The sequence below is a fragment of the Microbacterium sp. UBA1612 genome (assembly GCF_002321605.1).
Lineage (GTDB): Bacteria > Actinomycetota > Actinomycetes > Actinomycetales > Microbacteriaceae > Microbacterium > Microbacterium luteum.
This window is the reverse complement of record NZ_DCMW01000003.1, coordinates 277,355-295,984: the sequence shown is the minus strand read 5'-3', so window position 1 is coordinate 295,984 and position 18,630 is coordinate 277,355. Positions and strand designations below refer to the sequence as shown.

Genomic DNA, 18,630 nt, shown 5'->3' with positions numbered 1-18,630 from the left:
CCGGTGTTCTGCTTGCCCGGCGAGGGCCACCCGATGATCGTCTTCAGCACGATGATCGACGGCTTCGACGTCTCGGCCTTCGCCGCCTCGAGGGCTGCGTGAAGCTCGGCGACGTCTTCGACGTACTCGCCCGTCTTCTTCCAATCCACCGTCTGCACATGCCAGCCGTACGCGGCGTAGCGGGCGGCGACGTCCTCGGTGAACGCGACGTCGGTGTCGTCCTCGATCGAGATCTGGTTCGCGTCGTAGATGACGACGAGATTGCCGAGCTCCTGATGCCCGGCCAACGAGGAGGCCTCGCTGGTGATGCCCTCCTGGATGTCCCCATCCGAGGCGATCACATAGATGGTGTGATCGAACGGCGACTCACCCGGCGCGGACTCCGGGTCGAACAGGCCCCGCTCATACCGGGCCGCGTACGCGAACCCGACCGACGAGGCCAGTCCCTGACCCAACGGTCCGGTCGTGATCTCCACACCGTCGGTGTGACCGAACTCCGGGTGACCCGGGGTCTTCGACCCCCACGTCCGCAGCTCCTTCAGGTCCTGCAGCTCCAACCCGAACCCACCCAGATACAGCTGGATGTACTGCGTCAACGACGAATGCCCCGCAGAGAGGATGAAACGATCACGACCCGGCCAGTGCACATCCGCGGGGTCGTGGTTCATCACCCGCTGATACAGCAGATACGCCGCCGGAGCGAGACTCATCGCCGTTCCGGGGTGACCATTGCCGACCTTCTCGACAGCATCCGCCGCCAGCACGCGCACGGTGTCCACCGCGCGCCGATCGATCTCTTCCCAACGCAGTTCCGACACAGAGGGCCTTTCTCGAGGGTGCGCTGACGCGCACGGATCCCCGAATCAGCCGGTGGCGAGGGATGGGATCGGCGCGTGCGGCGCGCGTGTCCTCTCAGCATAGCGATTCGCCCTCAGGCCGTCACACGGCCGTGATCCGTGCCGGCGCCCGCGTCGGAGGTCGCACGTCGTCGGGCGGGAGTGTGGTCGCGCGAGCATGCCATAGACTGAAGCGATTGTTCAGGCGGCGATGGCGGGGGAGATGCACACCACGACGGCTCAGACCGGCACCCGGCGAACCGAGGGAACCCGATCGATCCGCCGGACGATCCTGGCTTACGTCGCGCTGACGAAGCCCCGCGTCCTCGAGTTGCTGCTGGTCACGACGGTGCCGGTGATGATCCTCGCCGAGGGCGGTCTGCCCGACCTGTGGCTCGTGCTCGCGACGGTCATCGGCGGCTCGATGAGCGCCGGCTCGGCGGCGGCGTTCAACATGTACCTCGATCGCGACATCGATGCGCACATGCAGCGCACCGTCAACCGACCGCTGGTGACCGGCGAGGTCTCTCCGCGCGGGGCCCTCGTGTTCGCATGGGCGCTGGCCGTGGGCTCGACCGCGTGGCTGTTCGTCACGACGAACGCTCTGGCGGCGGCGCTGTCCGCGGGCGCGATCTTCTTCTACGTCGTGATCTACACGATGCTCCTGAAGCGCCGCACCGAGCAGAACATCGTGTGGGGCGGGATCGCGGGCTGCTTCCCGGTGCTCATCGGCTGGACCGCTGTGACCGGTTCGCTCGCGTGGCCTCCGGTCATCCTCTTCGTGCTCGTCTTCCTGTGGACGCCGCCGCACTACTGGCCGCTGTCGATGAAGTACAAGGACCAGTACGACGACGTCGACGTGCCGATGCTCGGAGCGACCCGGAACGGATCGCAGGTGGGGCTGCAGGTGATCCTCTACGCGTGGGCCACGGTGGTGTGCTCCCTGCTGCTCATCCCGGTCGCGTCGATGGGCATCGTCTACACCGCATCAGCCCTCGTGTTCGGCGGCTGGTTCGTCTACGAGTCGCACGTTCTCTACAACCGAGCCGTCCGCGGCACGGAGCCGAAGCCGATGCGGGTGTTCCACGCGTCGATCACGTACCTGACCCTGCTGTTCGTCGCGATCGCCGTCGACCCGCTGCTGCCCTTCTGAGTCGCAGCGGGCCGCGCGTGCGGTCAGCCGACGCGGTCGGTCTCCGCGTCCGCTTCCGGGCGCGTGATCTCGGGTTCGCTCTGCGGCGCATCCGGCGTCAGGTCGTTCTCCTCCGAGTCGGCCGCCGGGTCGACAGCCTCGACGATCTCCGGTGCAGGATACGGGCGCAGGGTCGCAACGGCCGCGACGGCGAGGGTCAGCAGCACGCCGATGACACCTGCGCCGATGAGCACGGCACCGATGACCGCCGTCGATTGGCCGACGTAGACGTCGACGCCGGTCGCCGTTCCGTCCAGGAGGGTCGTGGTCATCGAGTCCAGCGTTCCGGTCACCATGCTCGCGCCGTATCCGGCCGTGCCGAGGGAGCCTGCGAGAAGGATCCAGAACGGGATGCTGCGCACGAGGCTGGGACGGGTGGTCATTGTCATCTGCTCCTCACGTGCGGCCGGTCGGCCGCGACCGAGGACACGATTCCGGGAGCGTCCGTGCGCGCGGTATGCGGTTCCTCGGTTGCGGGTGGGTGAATCCGATGAGTCCGCTATGAGCGCGGGGCCGGGTCTGATCGCGGATGGGTCGCCGGCAGCGACTGGTGCAGGACGACCGCGGTCATGGCTGCGACGAGGACCACCGCGAGCACCATGTGGATGTTCACCAGCACGATCGGGAGGCCGGCGCGTGCCTGCCACAGGCCCACGGCGATCTGCGCGGCCTCGGTGAGGAGGAGCAGCCCTGTCCACAGCGGCAGCCGAAGGGGGGCCGGCATCCGGAAGGCGAGGGCGAAGATCGCCAGCGAGAGCGCCAGCGTCACATAAGCCGGCCAGGAGTGGACATGCTGCATGAGTTCCGGGTCGAGACCGTTCCGTGCCGCACCGCCGTCGCCGGCATGCGGCCCCGAACCCGTGACGAGGATGCCGACGGCGACCGTCACCAGCACGCCGACGGCCGTGACGGCGACGAGCGCGCGGTAGGTCCGGGGTACGGCGACGCGTCGCGGACCCGGCACGGCGTACACCCGCACCACGAGGCCGGCCGACAGGGCCACGAGCACCACGGACGCGAAGTAGTGCAGGCCGACGACGTAGGGGTTGAGGTTCGTCAGGACGGTGATGCCGCCGATGATCGCCTGCAGCGGCACGTAGAGGCCGATCGCGAGGGCGAGCCAGAAGAGGTCGCGACGGCGTCGACGCATCCGCACGACGAAGAGGAACGTCACGATCGCCACCGCCACCAGCACGAACGTCAGCAGGCGGTTCCCGAATTCGATGACGCCGTGGATGCCCATCTCCTGCGTCGCCACGAACGATTCGTCGGTGCAGCGCGGCCATGTGGGGCATCCGAGACCGGAGCCCGTCAGTCTCACGAGACCGCCGGTGGCCACGATGCCGATCTGCACGACGAGAGTCGCCCAGGCCGCGGCCACGACACGCCGGTCGACACGGTCGGGGAGGAACGCGACGATCCGCCCACGGATGCCACCGGAGGACTCGACGGAAGAGGCGTTCTCGACGGGGGAGACGGAGGAGGGCATGCGCGGCCTTCCGGGTGCACGGCATCGGGCCGCTCTCGGTGCGGCCGCCGGTGAACCCTGTAGAATCGAGTGGTTCGGGATGCGACGCTGTCGCGTTTCGCATCACTGACAGTCTAGGCGCGGTAACGAGGCGCCTGTGATCGGGCCCACCTGAGCGGCATCCACCTTCCAAACTCCCGAAGGGCGGGGAATGCCGGGGCGGATGACAACGTTGCGGCCCAAGAGAGAGGAGTTGAGCCATGTCGGATGTGCTGATCGATCGTCCCGAGCTCGATGGCCTGGGGGTGTACGAGTTCGGATGGCATGACCCGGACGTCGCCGGCGCGAGCGCGAAGCGCGGCCTCTCGGAGGCCGTCGTGCGCGATATCTCCCGCCTGAAGAACGAACCGGAGTGGATGCTGAAGGCCCGCCTCAAGGGTCACCAGCTGTTCGAACGCAAGCCGATGCCGACGTGGGGCGCGGACCTCTCCGACATCGACTTCGAGAACATCAAGTACTTCGTGCGCTCCACGGAGAAGCAGGCGCAGTCGTGGGAAGACCTTCCCGAGGACATCAAGAACACGTACGAGAAGCTCGGTATCCCGGAGGCGGAGCGTGCGCGCCTCGTCGCGGGCGTCGCGGCCCAGTACGAGTCCGAGGTCGTCTACCACCAGATCCAGGAGGACCTCGAGCGTCAGGGTGTCATATTCATGGACACCGACACCGCGCTGCGCGAGCACCCGGAGTTCTTCGAGGAGTATTTCGGCACGGTGATTCCGGCGGGTGACAACAAGTTCGCCGCGCTGAACACGTCGGTGTGGTCCGGCGGGTCGTTCGTCTACGTTCCGAAGGGCGTGCACGTCGACATCCCGCTGCAGGCCTACTTCCGTATCAACACGGAGAACATGGGGCAGTTCGAGCGCACGCTGATCATCGCCGACGAGGACTCCTACGTTCACTACATCGAGGGCTGCACCGCCCCGATCTACAAGAGCGACTCGCTGCACTCGGCCGTCGTCGAGATCGTCGTCAAGAAGAACGCCCGCGTGCGGTACACGACGATCCAGAACTGGTCCAACAACGTCTACAACCTGGTGACCAAGCGCGCCGTCGCCCACGAGGGCGCGACGATGGAGTGGGTCGACGGCAACATCGGCTCCAAGGTCACGATGAAGTATCCGTCGATCTTCCTCATGGGCGAGCACGCCAAGGGCGAGACGCTCTCGGTCGCCTTCGCCGGTCCGGGTCAGCACCAGGACGCCGGGGCGAAGATGATCCACATGGCGCCGTACACGCAGTCCTCGATCGTGTCGAAGTCGATCGCGCGCGGTGGCGGGCGAGCCGGCTATCGGGGCGAGGTCCGTGTGGCGGAGAACGCGCATCATTCCGCCAACACGGTGCGATGCGACGCCCTGCTGGTCGATACCATCTCGCGCTCGGACACCTATCCGGCGATCGACATCCGGGTCGACGATGTTCAGCTCGGCCACGAGGCCACGGTCTCGAAGGTCAGCGAGGAGCAGCTGTTCTATCTGCAGTCGCGAGGCCTCGAGGAGGACGAAGCCATGGCGATGATCGTGCGCGGCTTCATCGAGCCCATCGCCCGCGAACTGCCCATGGAGTACGCCATGGAACTCAACAAGCTCATCGAGATGGGCATGGAAGGATCCGTCGGCTAGATGACGACCACCACTCAGGCACCCGCGACGGTGCCCGGATCAGTGCCGCATTCGGACGGGGCAGGATCGTTCGTCCCGGTTCAGACTCGCTCAGAGCGACCGACATCGTTCGACCCCGCGGACTTCGAGCGTCCCACCGGCCGCGAGGTCAACTGGCGCCACGCGCCGCTCGACCGCCTCGGGACCCTCTTCGTCGACGAGGAGACCGACGGGCAGGGAGCGCCGGCCGTCTCCGATGACCGAGAGACGATCGCCGACCTCATCGTGGCCCCGGCCGATGACGACGCCGGACCGAGGGGCGAGGTCTTCCGGCCCGAGGATCTCATCAGCGCGATCGCGTGGAAGCGGGGCGCGAACGCGCTGCACCTGCGCGTGCCCGACGGCGGCGAGTTCGACGAACCGTTCGTCCTCTCGCTCCGTGGCGCGGGCGCCGAGCGTCACGGCAACGCGCATCTGGTCATCGAGGCGGCTCCGAACTCCCGCGCGACGGTCGTCCTGGACCACAGCGGATCGGCGGCGTACGCGCAGAACGTCGAGGTGATCGTCCGCGACGGCGCCACGCTGAAGCTCGTGACCGTCCAGCGGTGGGACGACGACGCCGTGCACGCCGCGTCGCACCAGGCGAGAGTCGACAAGGACGCGACGCTCACGCACGTCGTCGTCACCTTCGGCGGCTCCGTCGTGCGGGTGAACCCGTCGGTCGAACTCGCCGGTCCGGGCTCCGAGGCGCGCCTGTACGGACTGTCCTTCGCGGACTCGGGTCAGCATCTCGAGAGCCAGGTGTACCTGCACCACAAGGGCCCCCACACCGTCGGCGACGTTCTCTACAAGGGCGCCCTGCAGGGGGCTTCCGCCCGGAGCGTCTGGATCGGCGATGTGCTGATCGGTCCCGATGCGGTGGGAACGGATTCGTACGAGGCGAACCGGAACCTCGTGCTCACCGACGGTGCACGAGCCGACTCGATCCCGAACCTCGAGATCGAGACGGGCGATATCCAGGGCGCCGGGCACGCCAGTGCGACGGGCCGCTTCGACGACGAGCAGCTGTTCTACCTCCAGGCTCGCGGCATCGCCGAGGATGAGGCGCGTCGGCTCGTCGTCATCGGCTTCCTGTCCGAGATCGTGCAGCGGATCGGCATCCCGGCGCTGCAGGACGAACTGACGGCCGCGATCGAGCGTGAGCTCGAGGACGGCGCCGCGTGAGCGCACAGCGAGCCTGTTCGCTGAGCGAGCTCGAGCAGGACACCGCGCACCGCGTGGAGCTCGACGGCGTGCCGATCTCGGTCGTCCTGGACGCAGAGGGCGTCGTGCACGCGATCGGCGACACCTGCACCCACGGCGACATCTCGCTGTCCGAAGGATTCGTCGAGGGGGACACCCTCGAATGCTGGGCGCACGGCTCGGCGTTCTCGCTCATCACCGGCAGACCTCAGAACCTTCCGGCCTTCGAACCGGTCCCCGTCTACGTCGTCGAGATCGACGGCGACGACGTGATGATCGATCCGGCCGTGACCAAAGACCTGACTTGACGAAGGAACACATCATGACTGTCCTCGAGATCCGCGACCTGCACGTGACGGTCGAGACCGAGAAGGGGGCCACCCCCATCCTGAACGGCGTCACACTGACCATCCGAACGGGCGAGACGCACGCCATCATGGGCCCGAACGGGTCGGGAAAGTCGACGCTCGCGTACACGATCGCCGGACACCCCAAGTACACCGTGACGGGCGGATCCATCACGCTCGACGGCGAGGACGTGCTCGAGATGTCCGTCGACGAGCGCGCCCGCGCCGGGCTCTTCCTGGCGATGCAGTACCCTGTGGAGATCCCCGGGGTGACCGTGACGAACTTCCTCCGCACCGCCAAGACCGCCATCGACGGCGAAGCACCCGCGATCCGCTCGTGGACCAAGGACGTCCGCGAGTCGATGACGAATCTCCGGATGGACCCGACGTTCGCGCAGCGCAACGTCAACGAGGGATTCTCCGGCGGCGAGAAGAAGCGCCACGAGATCCTGCAGCTCGAGCTGCTCCGCCCGAAGCTCGCCGTGCTGGACGAGACCGACTCCGGGCTGGACGTCGACGCCCTCAAGATCGTGTCCGAGGGTGTCAACCGGGCGAAGGAGCAGACCGACCTCGGTGTGCTCCTGATCACCCACTACACCCGCATCCTGCGTTACATCCGGCCTGATCACGTGCACGTGATGGTCAAGGGCCGCATCGTCGAGGAGGGCGGCCCGGAACTTGCCGACCGGCTGGAGGACGAGGGCTACGATCGCTTCGTTCCGCAGGTCGCTGAGCCGACCGTCGACGCCGGCGCGTAGAATCGTTACATGACCGTCACGCTCACGACCGAGAAGTACGACGAGGTCTCCGAAGCGCTCAAAGACGTCATGGATCCGGAGCTCGGGATCAATGTCGTCGATCTGGGGCTCATCTACGACCTCGCGTGGGACGACGACAACGACGCCCTCGTGATCCACATGACACTCACGTCCGCCGGCTGCCCGCTGACGGACGTGCTCGAGGAGCAGACCGCGCAGGCGCTCGACGCCGTGGTGGATCGATTCCGGATCAACTGGGTCTGGATGCCGCCGTGGGGTCCGGAGCGGATCACCGACGATGGGCGCGACATGATGCGTGCCCTCGGTTTCGCGATCTGACGCGCACTCCTCGTGACCGAGGTGAAGGGCGCGACCGCTTGCGCGGTCGCGCCCTTTCTCACATCTCGGCGCGGCCGAGGCGCCAGTAGCCCATGAAGGCGACCGCTCGGCGATCCACGCCCCGCTCACTGACGAGATGACGACGGAGCGCCTTGATGCCGCCGGCTTCCCCGGCCAGCCACGCGTAGAGCGGTGCGCTCATCAAGGCGGCGCCGCCCTTGGCCGTGCGCGGCACCTCCCAGAGGAGCTGGGTGTCGATGTCGATCTCTTCGACGTCGGCTCCCGTCCCGCCGGGCGCGAGACGTTCGGCGACGTGCGGCACGGTCGTGGTGAGGAAGTCGTGCCGCGTGTCGGCGGTGCGGTGCCCGATGGACATCCCGAACCCGGGATGGGTCGGCATGTAGGCCGCATCGGCCGGCTCGGGCAGCTCGAGAACGACGTGTCCGCGAGCCTCCGGCGGGAGCTGCTCGAGGATGACCGCGATCGCGGGGGCCGCGGTCTCATCTCCCACGAGCAGGACGGCGTCGGTGCGCTCAGGCGGGACGAAGTCGATGCCGAAGCTCACGCCGGTCGCGGCCGTGGACGGAGCGAGGATCAGCAGCTCGTCGCCGATCCTCGCGTCGTCGATCCACCGGGAGGCGGGGCCGGCGACGTCGTGCACGACCATGTCGACATCCACCTCTCGCAGCTCGTGACGCACGCGTCGCGTGGTGTAGGTGCGGATGTGGGGGCGGGTGTCCGAGGGGAGCTCCCGCCACTGCGCGTACCAGTCGTCTCCGGTCGGCATCGCCTCCAGTGGTGCTGTCGCGGTGGGGAAGATGAGCTTGATCCGCTGATCGAAGCCCGGGTCGCCGTAATCGTCGAGGTCGTCGCCGGTGAAGGTGAAGCGTCGGAAGCTGGGGGTCAGGTCGCTGATGGCCGTCACACGCACCCGGAAGAACCGGTAGGGCTTGTCTGTCATGGTGTCACTCCGTCCAGGGGGTCGAGGATGTGGTGGCGTCCACGGGGGAGGACCATCGGAGACCCCGAGACCGGGTCGTCGATGACGAGGGAGTCCAGGTCGAAGACGTCGCGAATGAGTTCGCGGGTGATGACATCCGACGGCGGACCGCTCGCGACGAGTCGACCGCGTCTGAGGGCGAACAGATGGTCGGCGTACCGCGCCGCGAGATTGATGTCGTGCAGGACCATGACGATCGTCGTGCCCCGCCGGCGGTTCAGATCGGTGAGCAGGTCGAGAACCTCGACCTGGTGACTGACGTCGAGGAAGGTCGTCGGCTCGTCCAGCAGCAGCACGCCCGTCTCCTGAGCCAGTGCCATGGCGATCCACACGCGCTGCCGCTGTCCGCCGGACAGTTCGTCGATCGGGCGGTCGGCGAGGTCGTTCACACCGGTCGCGTCGAGGGCGTGCGCGACGGCGACGTCGTCCTCGGTCGTCCAGGACCGGAAGAGCTTCTGGTGCGGGTGCCTCCCGCGTCCGACGAGTTCCGACACCACGATGCCCTCGGGGGCGATCGGCTGCTGCGGGAGCAGTCCGAGCGATCGGGCGAGTTCCTTGGTGGGGATCTGGTCGATGCGACGGCCGTCGAGGACGACCGTTCCGCTCTCCGGCGCGAGCAGCCTCGACATCGTCTTGAGCAGCGTCGACTTGCCGCACGCGTTCGCGCCGACGATCACACTGATCCTGCCGGCGGGCACGTCGAGGTCGACGTCGTCGACGATGACGGCGCCCGCGTAGCCGGCGACGAGGCCCTCCGTGCGGAGCTGGTGTGCGTGGGTCATGAAGAGCCTCCGCGGCGGCTGGTACGGATGAGCAGGTACAGGAGGTAGGGAGCTCCGAGGATGCCGGTGATGACGCCCACGGGGAACTTCGTGTCGAAGGCGAACTGCCCCAGGAGGTCGGCCGCGAGCACGAGGCACGACCCCGTGAGCGCCGCCGGGACGACCACGGATGCGCCCGCGCCGACGATCCGGGTGGCGATCGGTCCGGCGAGGAAGGCCACGAAGGCGATCGGTCCGGTCGTGGCGGTGGCGAAGCAGGCCAGGGCGACCGCCGAGACGACGAGAAGGAGCCGCGTGCGGTCGACACGCACCCCGAGGGCGGTGGCCGACGCGTCGCCGAGTTCCAGGGCGCGCAGATCCCTGCTGAGCAGCAGCACGATCGGCACCAGGACGAACACCGCGACGGCAAGCGGCGGCACGTCCTCCATCCGCGCACCGTTGAGGCTGCCCGCGAGCCATCGTGCGGCGACGGCGACGTCGTAGACCTGGGCGCGGACGAGGAGGTAGGCCACGACGGCGTCGAGCATGGCGCCGATGCCGATGCCGATGAGGATCAGACGGCCGCCGGTCGACGTGCCACCACGAGCAGCGATGTAGATGACGACGGCCGTTCCCACGCCGGCGAGCAGGGCCAGCGTCATGGTGGCCCCGCTGCCCCAGCCCAGCACGATCAGCGAGAGGATCGCCGCCGCACTGGCACCGGAGGTGATCCCGATGACGTCCGGACTGGCGAGAGGATTGCGCAGCATGGTCTGGAAGGTCACGCCGGCGACGCCGAACGCGACACCCGCGAGGACACCGGTGAGGGTACGGGGTATTCGGAGTGTGCCCACGGTGAAGGATGCCCCGGGAACGTCGTTGCCGAGCATGACCGCGATCAGATCGCCGAGCGGGTAGACGGTGTTGCCCAGCGTGAGCATCGCGATGCTGAGGCCGATCAGAAGGATCACCAGCGCGGCGACCGCGATCGTGCGGCGACGCGTCCGTGCGCGGCGGCCTGCGCGGACCGCGGCGGCGGTTCCGTCGATGATCTCTGCTGTCGCGGTCACAGCGCCCTCATCCGGGTGCGGCGAGCGATGACGATGAGAACGGGGGCCCCGACGAATGCGGTGATGATGCCCGCCTCGACCTCGCCGGGGGAGCCGATGACACGTCCGATCGTGTCTGCCGCGACGAGGAGGATGGCGCCGCCGATCGCGGAGAGAGGGAGGAGCCACCGCTGGTCCGGCCCGGAGACGAGGCGCACCACGTGCGGGACCATGAGCCCGACGAAGCCGATCGGGCCGGCGACCGCGGTGACGGCGGCGCACAGGGCGACCCCCGCGATGGCGGCGACGATGCGGATGCGTCCGACGTGCACGCCGAGGCCCGTCGCCACGTCATCGCCCATCGCGAGCGCGTTCAGAGCCGAGGCGGAGAAGATGGCGACGATGGCGCCGAAGACGAGAACGGGCGCGACCACCGCCATGGTCTCCCATTCCGCTCGTCCGACATTGCCCACCTGCCAGTAGCGGAACTCGTCGAGCACGTTCTGACGCGGCAGCAGGATCGCTGACACGAGCGACGTGAGGGCGGCGGTCGTCGCAGCTCCCGCCAGCGCGAGCTTGATGGGCGTCGTGCCGCCGGCGCCGACCGATCCGACGAAGTATACGAAGACGGCGGTGAGGCCGGCGCCGATGAGGGCCAAGCTGAGGTAACCCCACGTGTCTGCCAGGCCGAAGAAGGCGATGCCGATGACGACGGCCAGCGCGGCGCCGGTGTTGACGCCGAGGATGCCGGGGTCCGCGAGCGGATTGCGGGTGATGGCCTGCATGAGGGCGCCGGAGATGGCCAGCGCCGCACCAGCGAGCATGGCGAGCGCGGTGCGGGGGATGCGGCTCTGCACCGCGAGTGCACCGATCTCGGTGGGTGTCTGCCCGCGCAGCCACGTGGTGACGCCGTCGACGACCTCGGTGACGCTGACCGGCCTGGAACCGAATGCCAGCGAGAGGATCACGGTGACGACGAGGAGAGCGAGTCCGATGACGAGGGCCACGACACGCGGCCGCGCGCTCGCACGAGAGGCGGGCGCGCGGCGCGTGTTCGCGGCGAGGAGCGTCACTGAGCCTGCGAGGCGGCGTCCTCGAGCATCGCGACGTACTCGTCGAGGACCCACGGGATCGACAGTGCGGTCGGGCTGACGGCGGCGCTCAGGGCGTCTCCGTTTCCGACCTCCACGACGGCGCCGTTCTGCACGGCGGGCAGGGTGCTCCACAGCGGGTCGGCCTGCATCGCCTCGAGCAGGCTGCCGTCGCCGTAGCTGACGATGATGTCGACGTCGGCGAGCTGGTCGGCGTTCTCCGCGCTGAAGTCCTGGTAGAAGGAACCCTCCGCCGCGGCGTCGATCGCGACCTGCGGCAGATCGAAGCCGAGGTCGTCGAGGAAGGCGGTCCGCGAGTCACCGCCGGTGTAGAGCGAGACGGTGGAGAGGTCGGCCGGGCTCGCGTAGAAGAACGCCGCCGTCTTCCCGGCGAAGTCGGCCTCCGCCGTCGCGTCGGCGATCTGCTGCTCGAGATCGGCGACGAGCTGTTCGCCTTCCTCGGCCATGCCCAGCGCTTCGGCGTTCAGGATGATGGTGTCTCGCCACGGCGTGAACCAGGCGATCTCGGGATACGCGACCACAGGGGCGATCTCGCTGAGCGTGGAATAGTCCTCCTCGCTCAGGCCCGACTGGGCGGCCAGGATCACATCGGGGGCGGTGTCGGCGATGGCTTCGAAGTCCACACCGTCGGATGAGGAGAAGATGACGGGCTCCTCACCGCCGAGCTCGTCGATCGCATCCTGCGTCCACTCGTAGACGCCGAGCTCGGCTTCGCCGGTCCACGCCCACACCTGGGAGTCCATCCCCACGGGAACGACTCCGAGGGCCAGGGGGACGTCCTGGTTGCTCCACGCGATCGCGGCGACCCGTTCCGGCTGCGACTCGATGACCGTCTCGCCGAGAGCGTGCTCGATCGTCACGGGGAAGGTGTCGCCGGTCGTCGACGACGATGCGTCCTCGGACTCTTGGACACCTGTTGCGCAGCCTGCGAGGGCGACACCGAGTGCGGTGGCGGTCACGGCGGCGAGCGCTATGCGTGTGCGGGGGGAGCGGAACAAGATTCCTCCTAGGTGTTAGGGCAGGCTTACTTTACCCGACATTCGGAGTGCTCTCGAACCCCTCGGCTCGCAGCGGGGAGGCGAATCAGTCGCGGGATGTGTCGACGCGGCGCACGAGGGCCCAGGCTCCCGGGATGACCGCCGCGGCGATCGCCGCTTTCACCACGCCGCCGATGACGAAGGGGAACAGTCCCGCCTGGAGGAGCTGCCACACCGACAGTTCCAGTCCCATCACGCCGTTCAGGATGAGTGCCATGTAGGGGATGCCCACGACGAAGGGGACGGCGCTGGCGGCGACGAAGCCGACGAAAGCGAGCCAGGGCTTGCGGTCCCACGCGCGCTCGGCGAACCAGCCCGCGACGAATGCCGCCCCGATGAAGCCCAGGATGAATCCGAAGCTGGGCTTGGCGACCGCCGCGACCGTTCCGGTGAAGTCCGCGAAGACGGGGAGCCCGGCGAGCCCGATCACCAGGTAGGCGAGAAGGGCGAGCGCGCCCCGCCGTGCGCCGAGGGCGGCGCCGACGACCACGACAGCGAGGGTCTGACCCGTGATCGGGACCGGCCACAGCGGCACGGACACCTGCGCGAGCACGGCCACGACGGCGACGCCGGCGAGGATGAGCGCGGCGTCGGTCGCGAGCGCGCGGGCGCGTCCTTCGGGCCGTGCGATGACATCGGCCAGCACGCGTCGACGGGCGGGGGAGGGGGCAGCGAGGGTCATGGCGCTCCTTCGGAGGTCGTGCCCGGCGGTCTCCGGGCCGTTCCCGACTTATACTAGGAGGCTGGCCGTCGGCCTCCCTTGTCCCCTGTCACCAACGAAACGGACGATCGCTGTGCTTGCCGTGCACGACCTCGAGATCCGCGTGGGCGCCCGCGTGCTCATGTCGGAGGTCTCCTTCCGCGTCTCCGACGGCGACAAGATCGGGCTCGTCGGGCGCAACGGCGCCGGAAAGACCACGCTCACCAAGGTGCTGGCCGGCGACGTGCTGCCTTCTGCCGGGCGCGTCGACCGCTCCGGCGAGCTGGGCTACCTGCCGCAGGACCCGCGGTCCGGCGATCCGGAGATGCTGGCTCGCACCCGGATCCTCGACGCCCGCGGCCTGGGCACGATCGCGATCGGCATGCGGGAGACCTCCGAAGCCATGGGTTCGGACGACTCCGCCGTCGCGGAGCGGGCGATGCGGAAGTACGCCAACCTGACCGAGCGGTTCGAGGCCCTGGGGGGCTATGCCGCGGAGGCCGAGGCGGCCTCGATCGCCCACAATCTCTCCCTGCCGGACCGCATCCTGGACCAGCCGCTGAAGACGCTGTCGGGCGGGCAGCGCCGGCGCATCGAGCTGGCGCGCATCCTCTTCTCGGACGCCCAGACGATGATCCTCGACGAACCCACCAACCACCTCGACGCGGACAGCGTGGTGTGGCTGCGCGAGTTCCTGAAGTCCTACAAGGGCGGGTTGATCGTGATCAGCCACGACGTGGAGCTCGTGGGCGAGACGGTCAATCGCGTGTTCTACCTCGATGCCAATCGTCAGGTCATCGATGTGTACAACATGAACTGGAAGAACTACCTGCGACAGCGGGTCGCCGACGAGGAACGGCGCAAGAAGGAGCGGGCCAACATCGAGAAGAAGGCGACCGCGCTGCAGCTGCAGGCGGCACGCTTCGGTGCGAAGGCGAGCAAGGCGGCCGCCGCGCACCAGATGGTCGCACGCGCCGAGAAGATGCTCTCCGGTCTCGACGAGGTGCGCCAGGAAGACCGCGTCGCGAAGCTGCGCTTCCCCAAGCCCGCCCCGTGCGGCAAGACACCGCTGATGGCCAAGGCGCTGTCGAAGTCGTACGGGTCGCTGGAGATCTTCGCCGACGTCGACCTCGCGATCGACCGCGGCTCGAAGGTCGTCGTGCTCGGCCTGAACGGTGCCGGCAAGACGACCCTCCTTCGTATCCTCGCCGGCGTCGACCGGGCCGACACGGGTGTCATCGAGCCGGGCCATGGTCTCAAGGTCGGCTACTACGCGCAGGAGCACGAGAACCTCGACGTGAACCGTTCGGTGCTCGAGAACATGATGTCCGCAGCGCCCGACATCACCGCGACCGAGGCGCGCAAGGTGCTGGGGTCGTTCCTGTTCACCGGTGACGACGTGCTCAAGCCTGCGGGAGTGCTCTCGGGCGGTGAGAAGACCCGGTTGTCGCTGGCGACCCTCGTGGTGTCGTCGGCGAACATGCTGCTCCTCGACGAGCCCACCAACAACCTCGACCCCGCTTCGCGCGAGGAGATCCTGGGAGCCCTCGCCCACTACGAGGGCGCGGTCGTGCTCGTTTCCCACGACGAGGGCGCCGTGGAGGCGCTGAACCCGGAGCGGGTCCTCATCCTCCCCGACGGTGTCGAGGACATCTGGGGGCGCGACTACATCGAGCTGATCACGCTGGCGTGATCACCGGCCGAGGGCGTCCACGAGCGCGTCCTCGGCATCCGCATCGTGGTCGCGGCGTCGCCGGGCGATGGGTCCGGTCGTGTCCGCCGGCTTCTCGTCGTCTTCGTCATCGTCGCGTCGCGCGCGGATCTCGGTGCGGATCATGTATCCGATGAACACGAAGCCCATGATCGCGAAGAGGATCCACTGAATGGCGTACGACAGGTGCGGCCCGGGGTCGGCCGACGGGTCGTCGAGTGCGCCGAGCGTCGTCGCCGGCGCGGGCTGCTCCGACACCAGGGCGCCGTAGGCGCTCTGCTCGACTCGCTCGCCGTCGGCGACGACCGCCGCGATGAGCGGGAGGTTGATGGTGGGGATCTGCCCGCCGTCCACGGACTCTCCGGACGACGTGAGAGCCTCTCCCGGTCGCAGACGCACCGTCACCTCGACGGTGCCTTCCGGAGGGGCTGCGACGGCGTCGGGCTCGCGGCTGCTCTCGCCGGGAGGCACCCACCCACGATCGACGATCAGGATGCGCCCGTCCTCGAGGCGGAAGGGAACGAGCACCTCGAACGCCGCGGTGCCGCCGTGGGGACGGTTTCGCACCAGCAGCTGATCCGCCGGGAGGTACTCGCCGGTCATCACGACCGGGTGCCACTCGTCTTCGGGGTCGAGCGTCGATCCCTCCGGGACGAGGTCCGCCAGACCGACGGGCACGGCGTCGTAGTTGCGGTCGACGAGCTCCAGTTCGGCGGCACGCGACTCGTTCCGCTCGAACTGCCAATGGGACAGGAACGCGCAGGCGATCGCGAACAGCACCGCGACGGCGACGTATCCCGACCACCGCACGGCCGTCGGCGCCGTGCGCCGGCTCATGACGTCGCCTCGAGTTCGGAGACATCGAGCGGGAAATCACGCGCGGCGAGGAAATCCCGCAGGAAGGCGCGGTGCGCATCGCAGGCGACCCACGTCTTGCGACGGTCGGCCCCGTGGATGCGCGGGTTCCGCCAGTCGATGCGCCAGCGCGCGGTCTCGCGGCATCCCGCTCGAGAGCAACGCGCGTCACCCACCCCTGTTCTCGCCTTCGCGACGTGTCTCCTCGATGCGGATGACACGGGGCCGCGCCTGCTGCACGGCTTCGTCGTCACGCTCTGGCGCGGAGCGGACCGCCGCCGCCGGCAGCGCCCGTTCGGGGCTCTCGACGCCGGTCTCGCGAACATCGGACCCGACGTTCGCGAACACCACGGCAACGTAGGGGAGGAAGATCGCAGCAGCCGCGAAGGCCCACGTCCACCATCCGTACGGGGTGACGAAGACCATCAGCGCGAAGCACAGCACGCGGATCCCCATGGTGACGAGGTACGTGCGCGCGCGGGAGTCCGCGCCCTCGCGCGGTGCGCGGGGGAGGGACGTCGCCGACGGCGTGTGGTGCGAGTGCTTCACGGTCCCTCCAGGGTACGCCCGCTGCGCACCCGGGAGCCCGCGGGTCAGCTGTAGGTCGACTGCGACACAGCGGTGAGGAAGACGCCGAAGAAGAGCATGACCGCGATGACTCCGATGACCGCCAGGGCCAGGCCGACGTAGCCGACGATCAGGCCGGCGAGGGCCAGGCCGCGACCTTGTTCGCCGGTGCGGGAGATCTGAGACAGCGACATGTGCCCGGTGATGACCCCCGCGAGCGAGCCGAGGAACGGCAGGATCACGAAAGCACTGATCGAGGCGATCAGCGAGACGATCGCGAGGGTGTTCGTCCGCGCGCCCGCAGGACCTCCCGCGCCGTAGGGCGGTGGTGTCGCACCGTGAGCCGGCGGCGGATACGCGCCGGGCGACAAGGGTCCGCCATGGGGGTCGGGCTGTGTCATGGGAGGCCTTTCTCGAGGGCGCTTCCAGCGTGGCAGTGCCGACGGACGGGTGTCAATCGCGTGCCCGCTAGGCTGAGGCGGGTCCCCGCCCGCAGCATGAAGGAGCATCAGCTATGTCCTCTGAGCACGTCGTCCTCGTCACCGGGGGAAACCGTGGCATCGGCCGCGCCATCGCCGAGCGGTTCGTCGCAGAGGGCTACCGCGTCGCGGTGACCGCGCGCAGCGGGGAGGGCCCGGAGGGCACGCTCACGGTGCGGGCCGACGTGACGGACGCGGCTGCCGTCGACGCCGCCTTCACCGAGGTCGAGGGCGCGCTCGGACCCGTCGACGTGCTGGTGGCCAACGCGGGCATCACACGCGACACCCTCCTCCTCCGGATGAGCGAGGACGACTTCGACGACGTGGTGTCCACGAACCTCGGCGGATCGTTCCGCGTCGTCAAGCGCGCCTCGAAGGGCATGCTCAAGAAGCGCTGGGGTCGGGTGATCCTGATCTCCAGCGTGGTCGGGCTGCTGGGCTCTGCCGGTCAGATCAACTACAGCGCGTCCAAGAGCGGGCTGGTCGGCTTCGCCCGGTCGCTCACCCGCGAGCTCGGCGCGCGCGGGATCACCGCGAATGTCGTGGCCCCGGGCTTCATCGAGACCGACATGACCGCTGGACTGCCGGAGCAGACCCAGGCCGACTACAAGAAGAGCATTCCCGCCGGTCGCTTCGGATCATCCGATGAGGTCGCCGGTGTGGTTGCGTGGCTCGCCTCCGACGCGGCCGCCTACGTCTCCGGCGCCGTGATCCCGGTCGACGGCGGCCTCGGCATGGGTCACTGACCCGCCGGGTGCCCGGACTCCTCGCCGGGGGCGCCGGGGGTCTCCCGCACCGCTTCGAGGAGCGCTCGAGCCGTTCGCTCCGGAGCCGAGAACTGCGGCCAGTGCCCTCCTGCCGCACCGTCGTCGTGGAGCTGGATGATGCGGAGATCCTCGACGGCTGCCAGCTCCGCCGCCCACGGGGCGGGGTCCGCCGCGATCTCTCGGATCACGTTCGCCGGCACGGTCCCGGTCACGATGGTGACGGGCACACCGCGACGCCGCTCGTCCGTCAGTCGGAGGGCGTCCGTGGGCACGTGCCGCGGAACCGAGTTCGTGCGGGCCCCCGCGCGGGCACGCACTTCCGGCGAGAGATCGGCGACGTCGTCCTCGTCGAAGAACTCCCACCCGGGGAACGGCACGACACCGTCGACGACGGGGAAGTCCGAGATGCCAGCTCCCGGAACGGGCGGAAAGGTGTCGAGCAGGATCACGTGCGCCACGGCGTGCGGGCGCCGGTCGGCAGCCGCGTAGACGACGTTTCCGCCCCCGCTGTGTCCGATCAGCACCACGGGATGCGTCGCAGCGTCGATCTCGCGGACGACCGCTCCGACCCAGTCGTCGATTCCGATCTCGTCGCTCTCGGATGCCGGGGCGCCGGTGCCCGGCATCGTCAGCGGATGCACACGGTGACCGTTCGCGACGAGTGGCGCGGTGACATCGGACCACGAGGAGGCATCGAGCCAGAGGCCGGGAACGAGAAGGATGTCCATGAGCCTCACGGTAGCGTCAGGGGC

Annotated in this window: 21 protein-coding genes and 1 pseudogene; 8 read left to right on the top strand and 14 right to left on the bottom strand. The window is 68.7% G+C overall.

The genetic code is table 11. The annotated features are described in order from the left end of the window. A pseudogene (locus B3S45_RS01990) lies at positions 1 to 818 on the bottom strand (transketolase); the annotation flags it as partial. Positions 819 to 1,059: 241 nt separating this feature from the next. On the opposite strand from B3S45_RS01990, the gene B3S45_RS01985 reads away from it, so the two are divergent. Continuing rightward, positions 1,060 to 1,989, top strand: coding sequence for a heme o synthase (locus tag B3S45_RS01985; protein WP_194383202.1), 930 nt, complete (start codon positions 1,060 to 1,062; stop codon positions 1,987 to 1,989). 23 nt (positions 1,990 to 2,012) lie between these two features. Here the strand turns inward: B3S45_RS01985 and B3S45_RS01980 are convergent, their stop codons facing one another. Both B3S45_RS01980 and B3S45_RS01975 read right to left on the bottom strand, forming a co-directional pair. After that, positions 2,013 to 2,411 (bottom strand): dinucleotide-utilizing enzyme, encoded by a 399-nt coding sequence (locus B3S45_RS01980; RefSeq protein ID WP_194383201.1) that lies wholly within the window; start codon positions 2,409 to 2,411, stop codon positions 2,013 to 2,015. A 116-nt stretch (positions 2,412 to 2,527) separates the two neighbouring features. Beyond that, a complete protein-coding gene (locus tag B3S45_RS01975) occupies positions 2,528 to 3,517 on the bottom strand; it encodes a COX15/CtaA family protein (RefSeq protein ID WP_194383200.1) in 990 nt (329 codons plus the stop codon). A 239-nt stretch (positions 3,518 to 3,756) separates the two neighbouring features. Between B3S45_RS01975 and sufB the strand changes: the two genes are divergently transcribed. The 5 genes from sufB to B3S45_RS01950 are packed head-to-tail and all read left to right on the top strand — an operon-like array spanning position 3,757 to position 7,840. Next, the gene (gene sufB / locus B3S45_RS01970; protein ID WP_194383199.1) at positions 3,757 to 5,175 is read left to right on the top strand and encodes a Fe-S cluster assembly protein SufB; all 1,419 of its coding nucleotides are present in this window, start codon (positions 3,757 to 3,759) and stop codon (positions 5,173 to 5,175) included. Then, positions 5,176 to 6,378, top strand: coding sequence for a Fe-S cluster assembly protein SufD (gene sufD, locus B3S45_RS01965; RefSeq protein ID WP_194383198.1), 1,203 nt, complete (start codon positions 5,176 to 5,178; stop codon positions 6,376 to 6,378). It begins immediately after the preceding gene. Beyond that, positions 6,375 to 6,704, top strand: a complete 330-nt coding sequence (locus B3S45_RS01960) for a non-heme iron oxygenase ferredoxin subunit (RefSeq protein ID WP_071043578.1) — start codon at positions 6,375 to 6,377, stop codon at positions 6,702 to 6,704. The genes sufD and B3S45_RS01960 overlap by 4 nt, the downstream gene beginning before the upstream one ends. A gap of 14 nt (positions 6,705 to 6,718) precedes the next feature. Further along, complete coding sequence (gene sufC, locus B3S45_RS01955) at positions 6,719 to 7,501, top strand: Fe-S cluster assembly ATPase SufC (protein ID WP_071043577.1); 783 nt, start codon at positions 6,719 to 6,721, stop codon at positions 7,499 to 7,501. Between the two features lie 9 nt (positions 7,502 to 7,510). Beyond that, positions 7,511 to 7,840 carry a metal-sulfur cluster assembly factor gene (locus tag B3S45_RS01950; RefSeq protein WP_071043576.1) on the top strand — a complete coding sequence of 110 codons (330 nt, stop codon included), beginning with the start codon at positions 7,511 to 7,513 and terminating at the stop codon, positions 7,838 to 7,840. A gap of 58 nt (positions 7,841 to 7,898) precedes the next feature. On the opposite strand, the gene B3S45_RS01945 is transcribed toward B3S45_RS01950, so the two are convergent. From B3S45_RS01945 to B3S45_RS01920, 6 genes are all read right to left on the bottom strand, one after another. Continuing rightward, positions 7,899 to 8,801: a siderophore-interacting protein gene (locus tag B3S45_RS01945; protein ID WP_194383197.1), complete on the bottom strand. Its 903-nt coding sequence runs from the start codon at positions 8,799 to 8,801 to the stop codon at positions 7,899 to 7,901. Further along, positions 8,798 to 9,622: an ABC transporter ATP-binding protein gene (locus tag B3S45_RS01940; protein ID WP_194383196.1), complete on the bottom strand. Its 825-nt coding sequence runs from the start codon at positions 9,620 to 9,622 to the stop codon at positions 8,798 to 8,800. Before B3S45_RS01940 ends, B3S45_RS01945 begins: the two co-directional genes overlap by 4 nt. Next, complete coding sequence (locus B3S45_RS01935) at positions 9,619 to 10,671, bottom strand: FecCD family ABC transporter permease (protein WP_194383195.1); 1,053 nt, start codon at positions 10,669 to 10,671, stop codon at positions 9,619 to 9,621. Before B3S45_RS01935 ends, B3S45_RS01940 begins: the two co-directional genes overlap by 4 nt. After that, a complete protein-coding gene (locus tag B3S45_RS01930) occupies positions 10,668 to 11,723 on the bottom strand; it encodes a FecCD family ABC transporter permease (protein WP_194383194.1) in 1,056 nt (351 codons plus the stop codon). The genes B3S45_RS01935 and B3S45_RS01930 overlap by 4 nt, the downstream gene beginning before the upstream one ends. Then, positions 11,720 to 12,760: an iron-siderophore ABC transporter substrate-binding protein gene (locus tag B3S45_RS01925; RefSeq protein ID WP_194383193.1), complete on the bottom strand. Its 1,041-nt coding sequence runs from the start codon at positions 12,758 to 12,760 to the stop codon at positions 11,720 to 11,722. The genes B3S45_RS01930 and B3S45_RS01925 overlap by 4 nt, the downstream gene beginning before the upstream one ends. 85 nt (positions 12,761 to 12,845) lie before the next feature. Next, complete coding sequence (locus B3S45_RS01920) at positions 12,846 to 13,481, bottom strand: biotin transporter BioY (RefSeq protein ID WP_194383191.1); 636 nt, start codon at positions 13,479 to 13,481, stop codon at positions 12,846 to 12,848. Between the two features lie 112 nt (positions 13,482 to 13,593). Between B3S45_RS01920 and B3S45_RS01915 the strand changes: the two genes are divergently transcribed. Beyond that, positions 13,594 to 15,192 carry an ABC-F family ATP-binding cassette domain-containing protein gene (locus tag B3S45_RS01915; protein ID WP_194383190.1) on the top strand — a complete coding sequence of 533 codons (1,599 nt, stop codon included), beginning with the start codon at positions 13,594 to 13,596 and terminating at the stop codon, positions 15,190 to 15,192. Here B3S45_RS01915 and B3S45_RS01910 read toward each other — a convergent pair whose 3' ends face one another. From B3S45_RS01910 to B3S45_RS01895, 4 genes are read right to left on the bottom strand one after another with little or no spacing between them, the layout of a single operon-like run. Then, entirely contained in the window at positions 15,193 to 16,047 is an 855-nt protein-coding gene (locus B3S45_RS01910) for an SURF1 family protein (RefSeq protein WP_194383189.1), read from the bottom strand. After that, positions 16,044 to 16,241 carry a hypothetical protein gene (locus B3S45_RS01905; protein ID WP_071043569.1) on the bottom strand — a complete coding sequence of 66 codons (198 nt, stop codon included), beginning with the start codon at positions 16,239 to 16,241 and terminating at the stop codon, positions 16,044 to 16,046. The genes B3S45_RS01910 and B3S45_RS01905 overlap by 4 nt, the downstream gene beginning before the upstream one ends. Next, positions 16,234 to 16,614 (bottom strand): DUF3099 domain-containing protein, encoded by a 381-nt coding sequence (locus B3S45_RS01900; protein ID WP_194383188.1) that lies wholly within the window; start codon positions 16,612 to 16,614, stop codon positions 16,234 to 16,236. The genes B3S45_RS01905 and B3S45_RS01900 overlap by 8 nt, the downstream gene beginning before the upstream one ends. Positions 16,615 to 16,658: 44 nt before the next feature. Beyond that, on the bottom strand, positions 16,659 to 17,033 hold the full coding sequence (locus B3S45_RS01895) for a DUF4190 domain-containing protein (RefSeq protein ID WP_176759369.1): 375 nt from the start codon (positions 17,031 to 17,033) through the stop codon (positions 16,659 to 16,661). 113 nt (positions 17,034 to 17,146) lie between these two features. Between B3S45_RS01895 and fabG the strand changes: the two genes are divergently transcribed. After that, positions 17,147 to 17,857, top strand: coding sequence for a 3-oxoacyl-ACP reductase FabG (gene fabG, locus B3S45_RS01890; RefSeq protein WP_071043567.1), 711 nt, complete (start codon positions 17,147 to 17,149; stop codon positions 17,855 to 17,857). Here the strand turns inward: fabG and B3S45_RS01885 are convergent. After that, positions 17,851 to 18,606, bottom strand: a complete 756-nt coding sequence (locus B3S45_RS01885) for an alpha/beta fold hydrolase (protein WP_286717073.1) — start codon at positions 18,604 to 18,606, stop codon at positions 17,851 to 17,853. The two genes, fabG and B3S45_RS01885, sit on opposite strands and share 7 nt — an antisense overlap. Between the last annotated feature and the right edge of the window lie 24 nt (positions 18,607 to 18,630).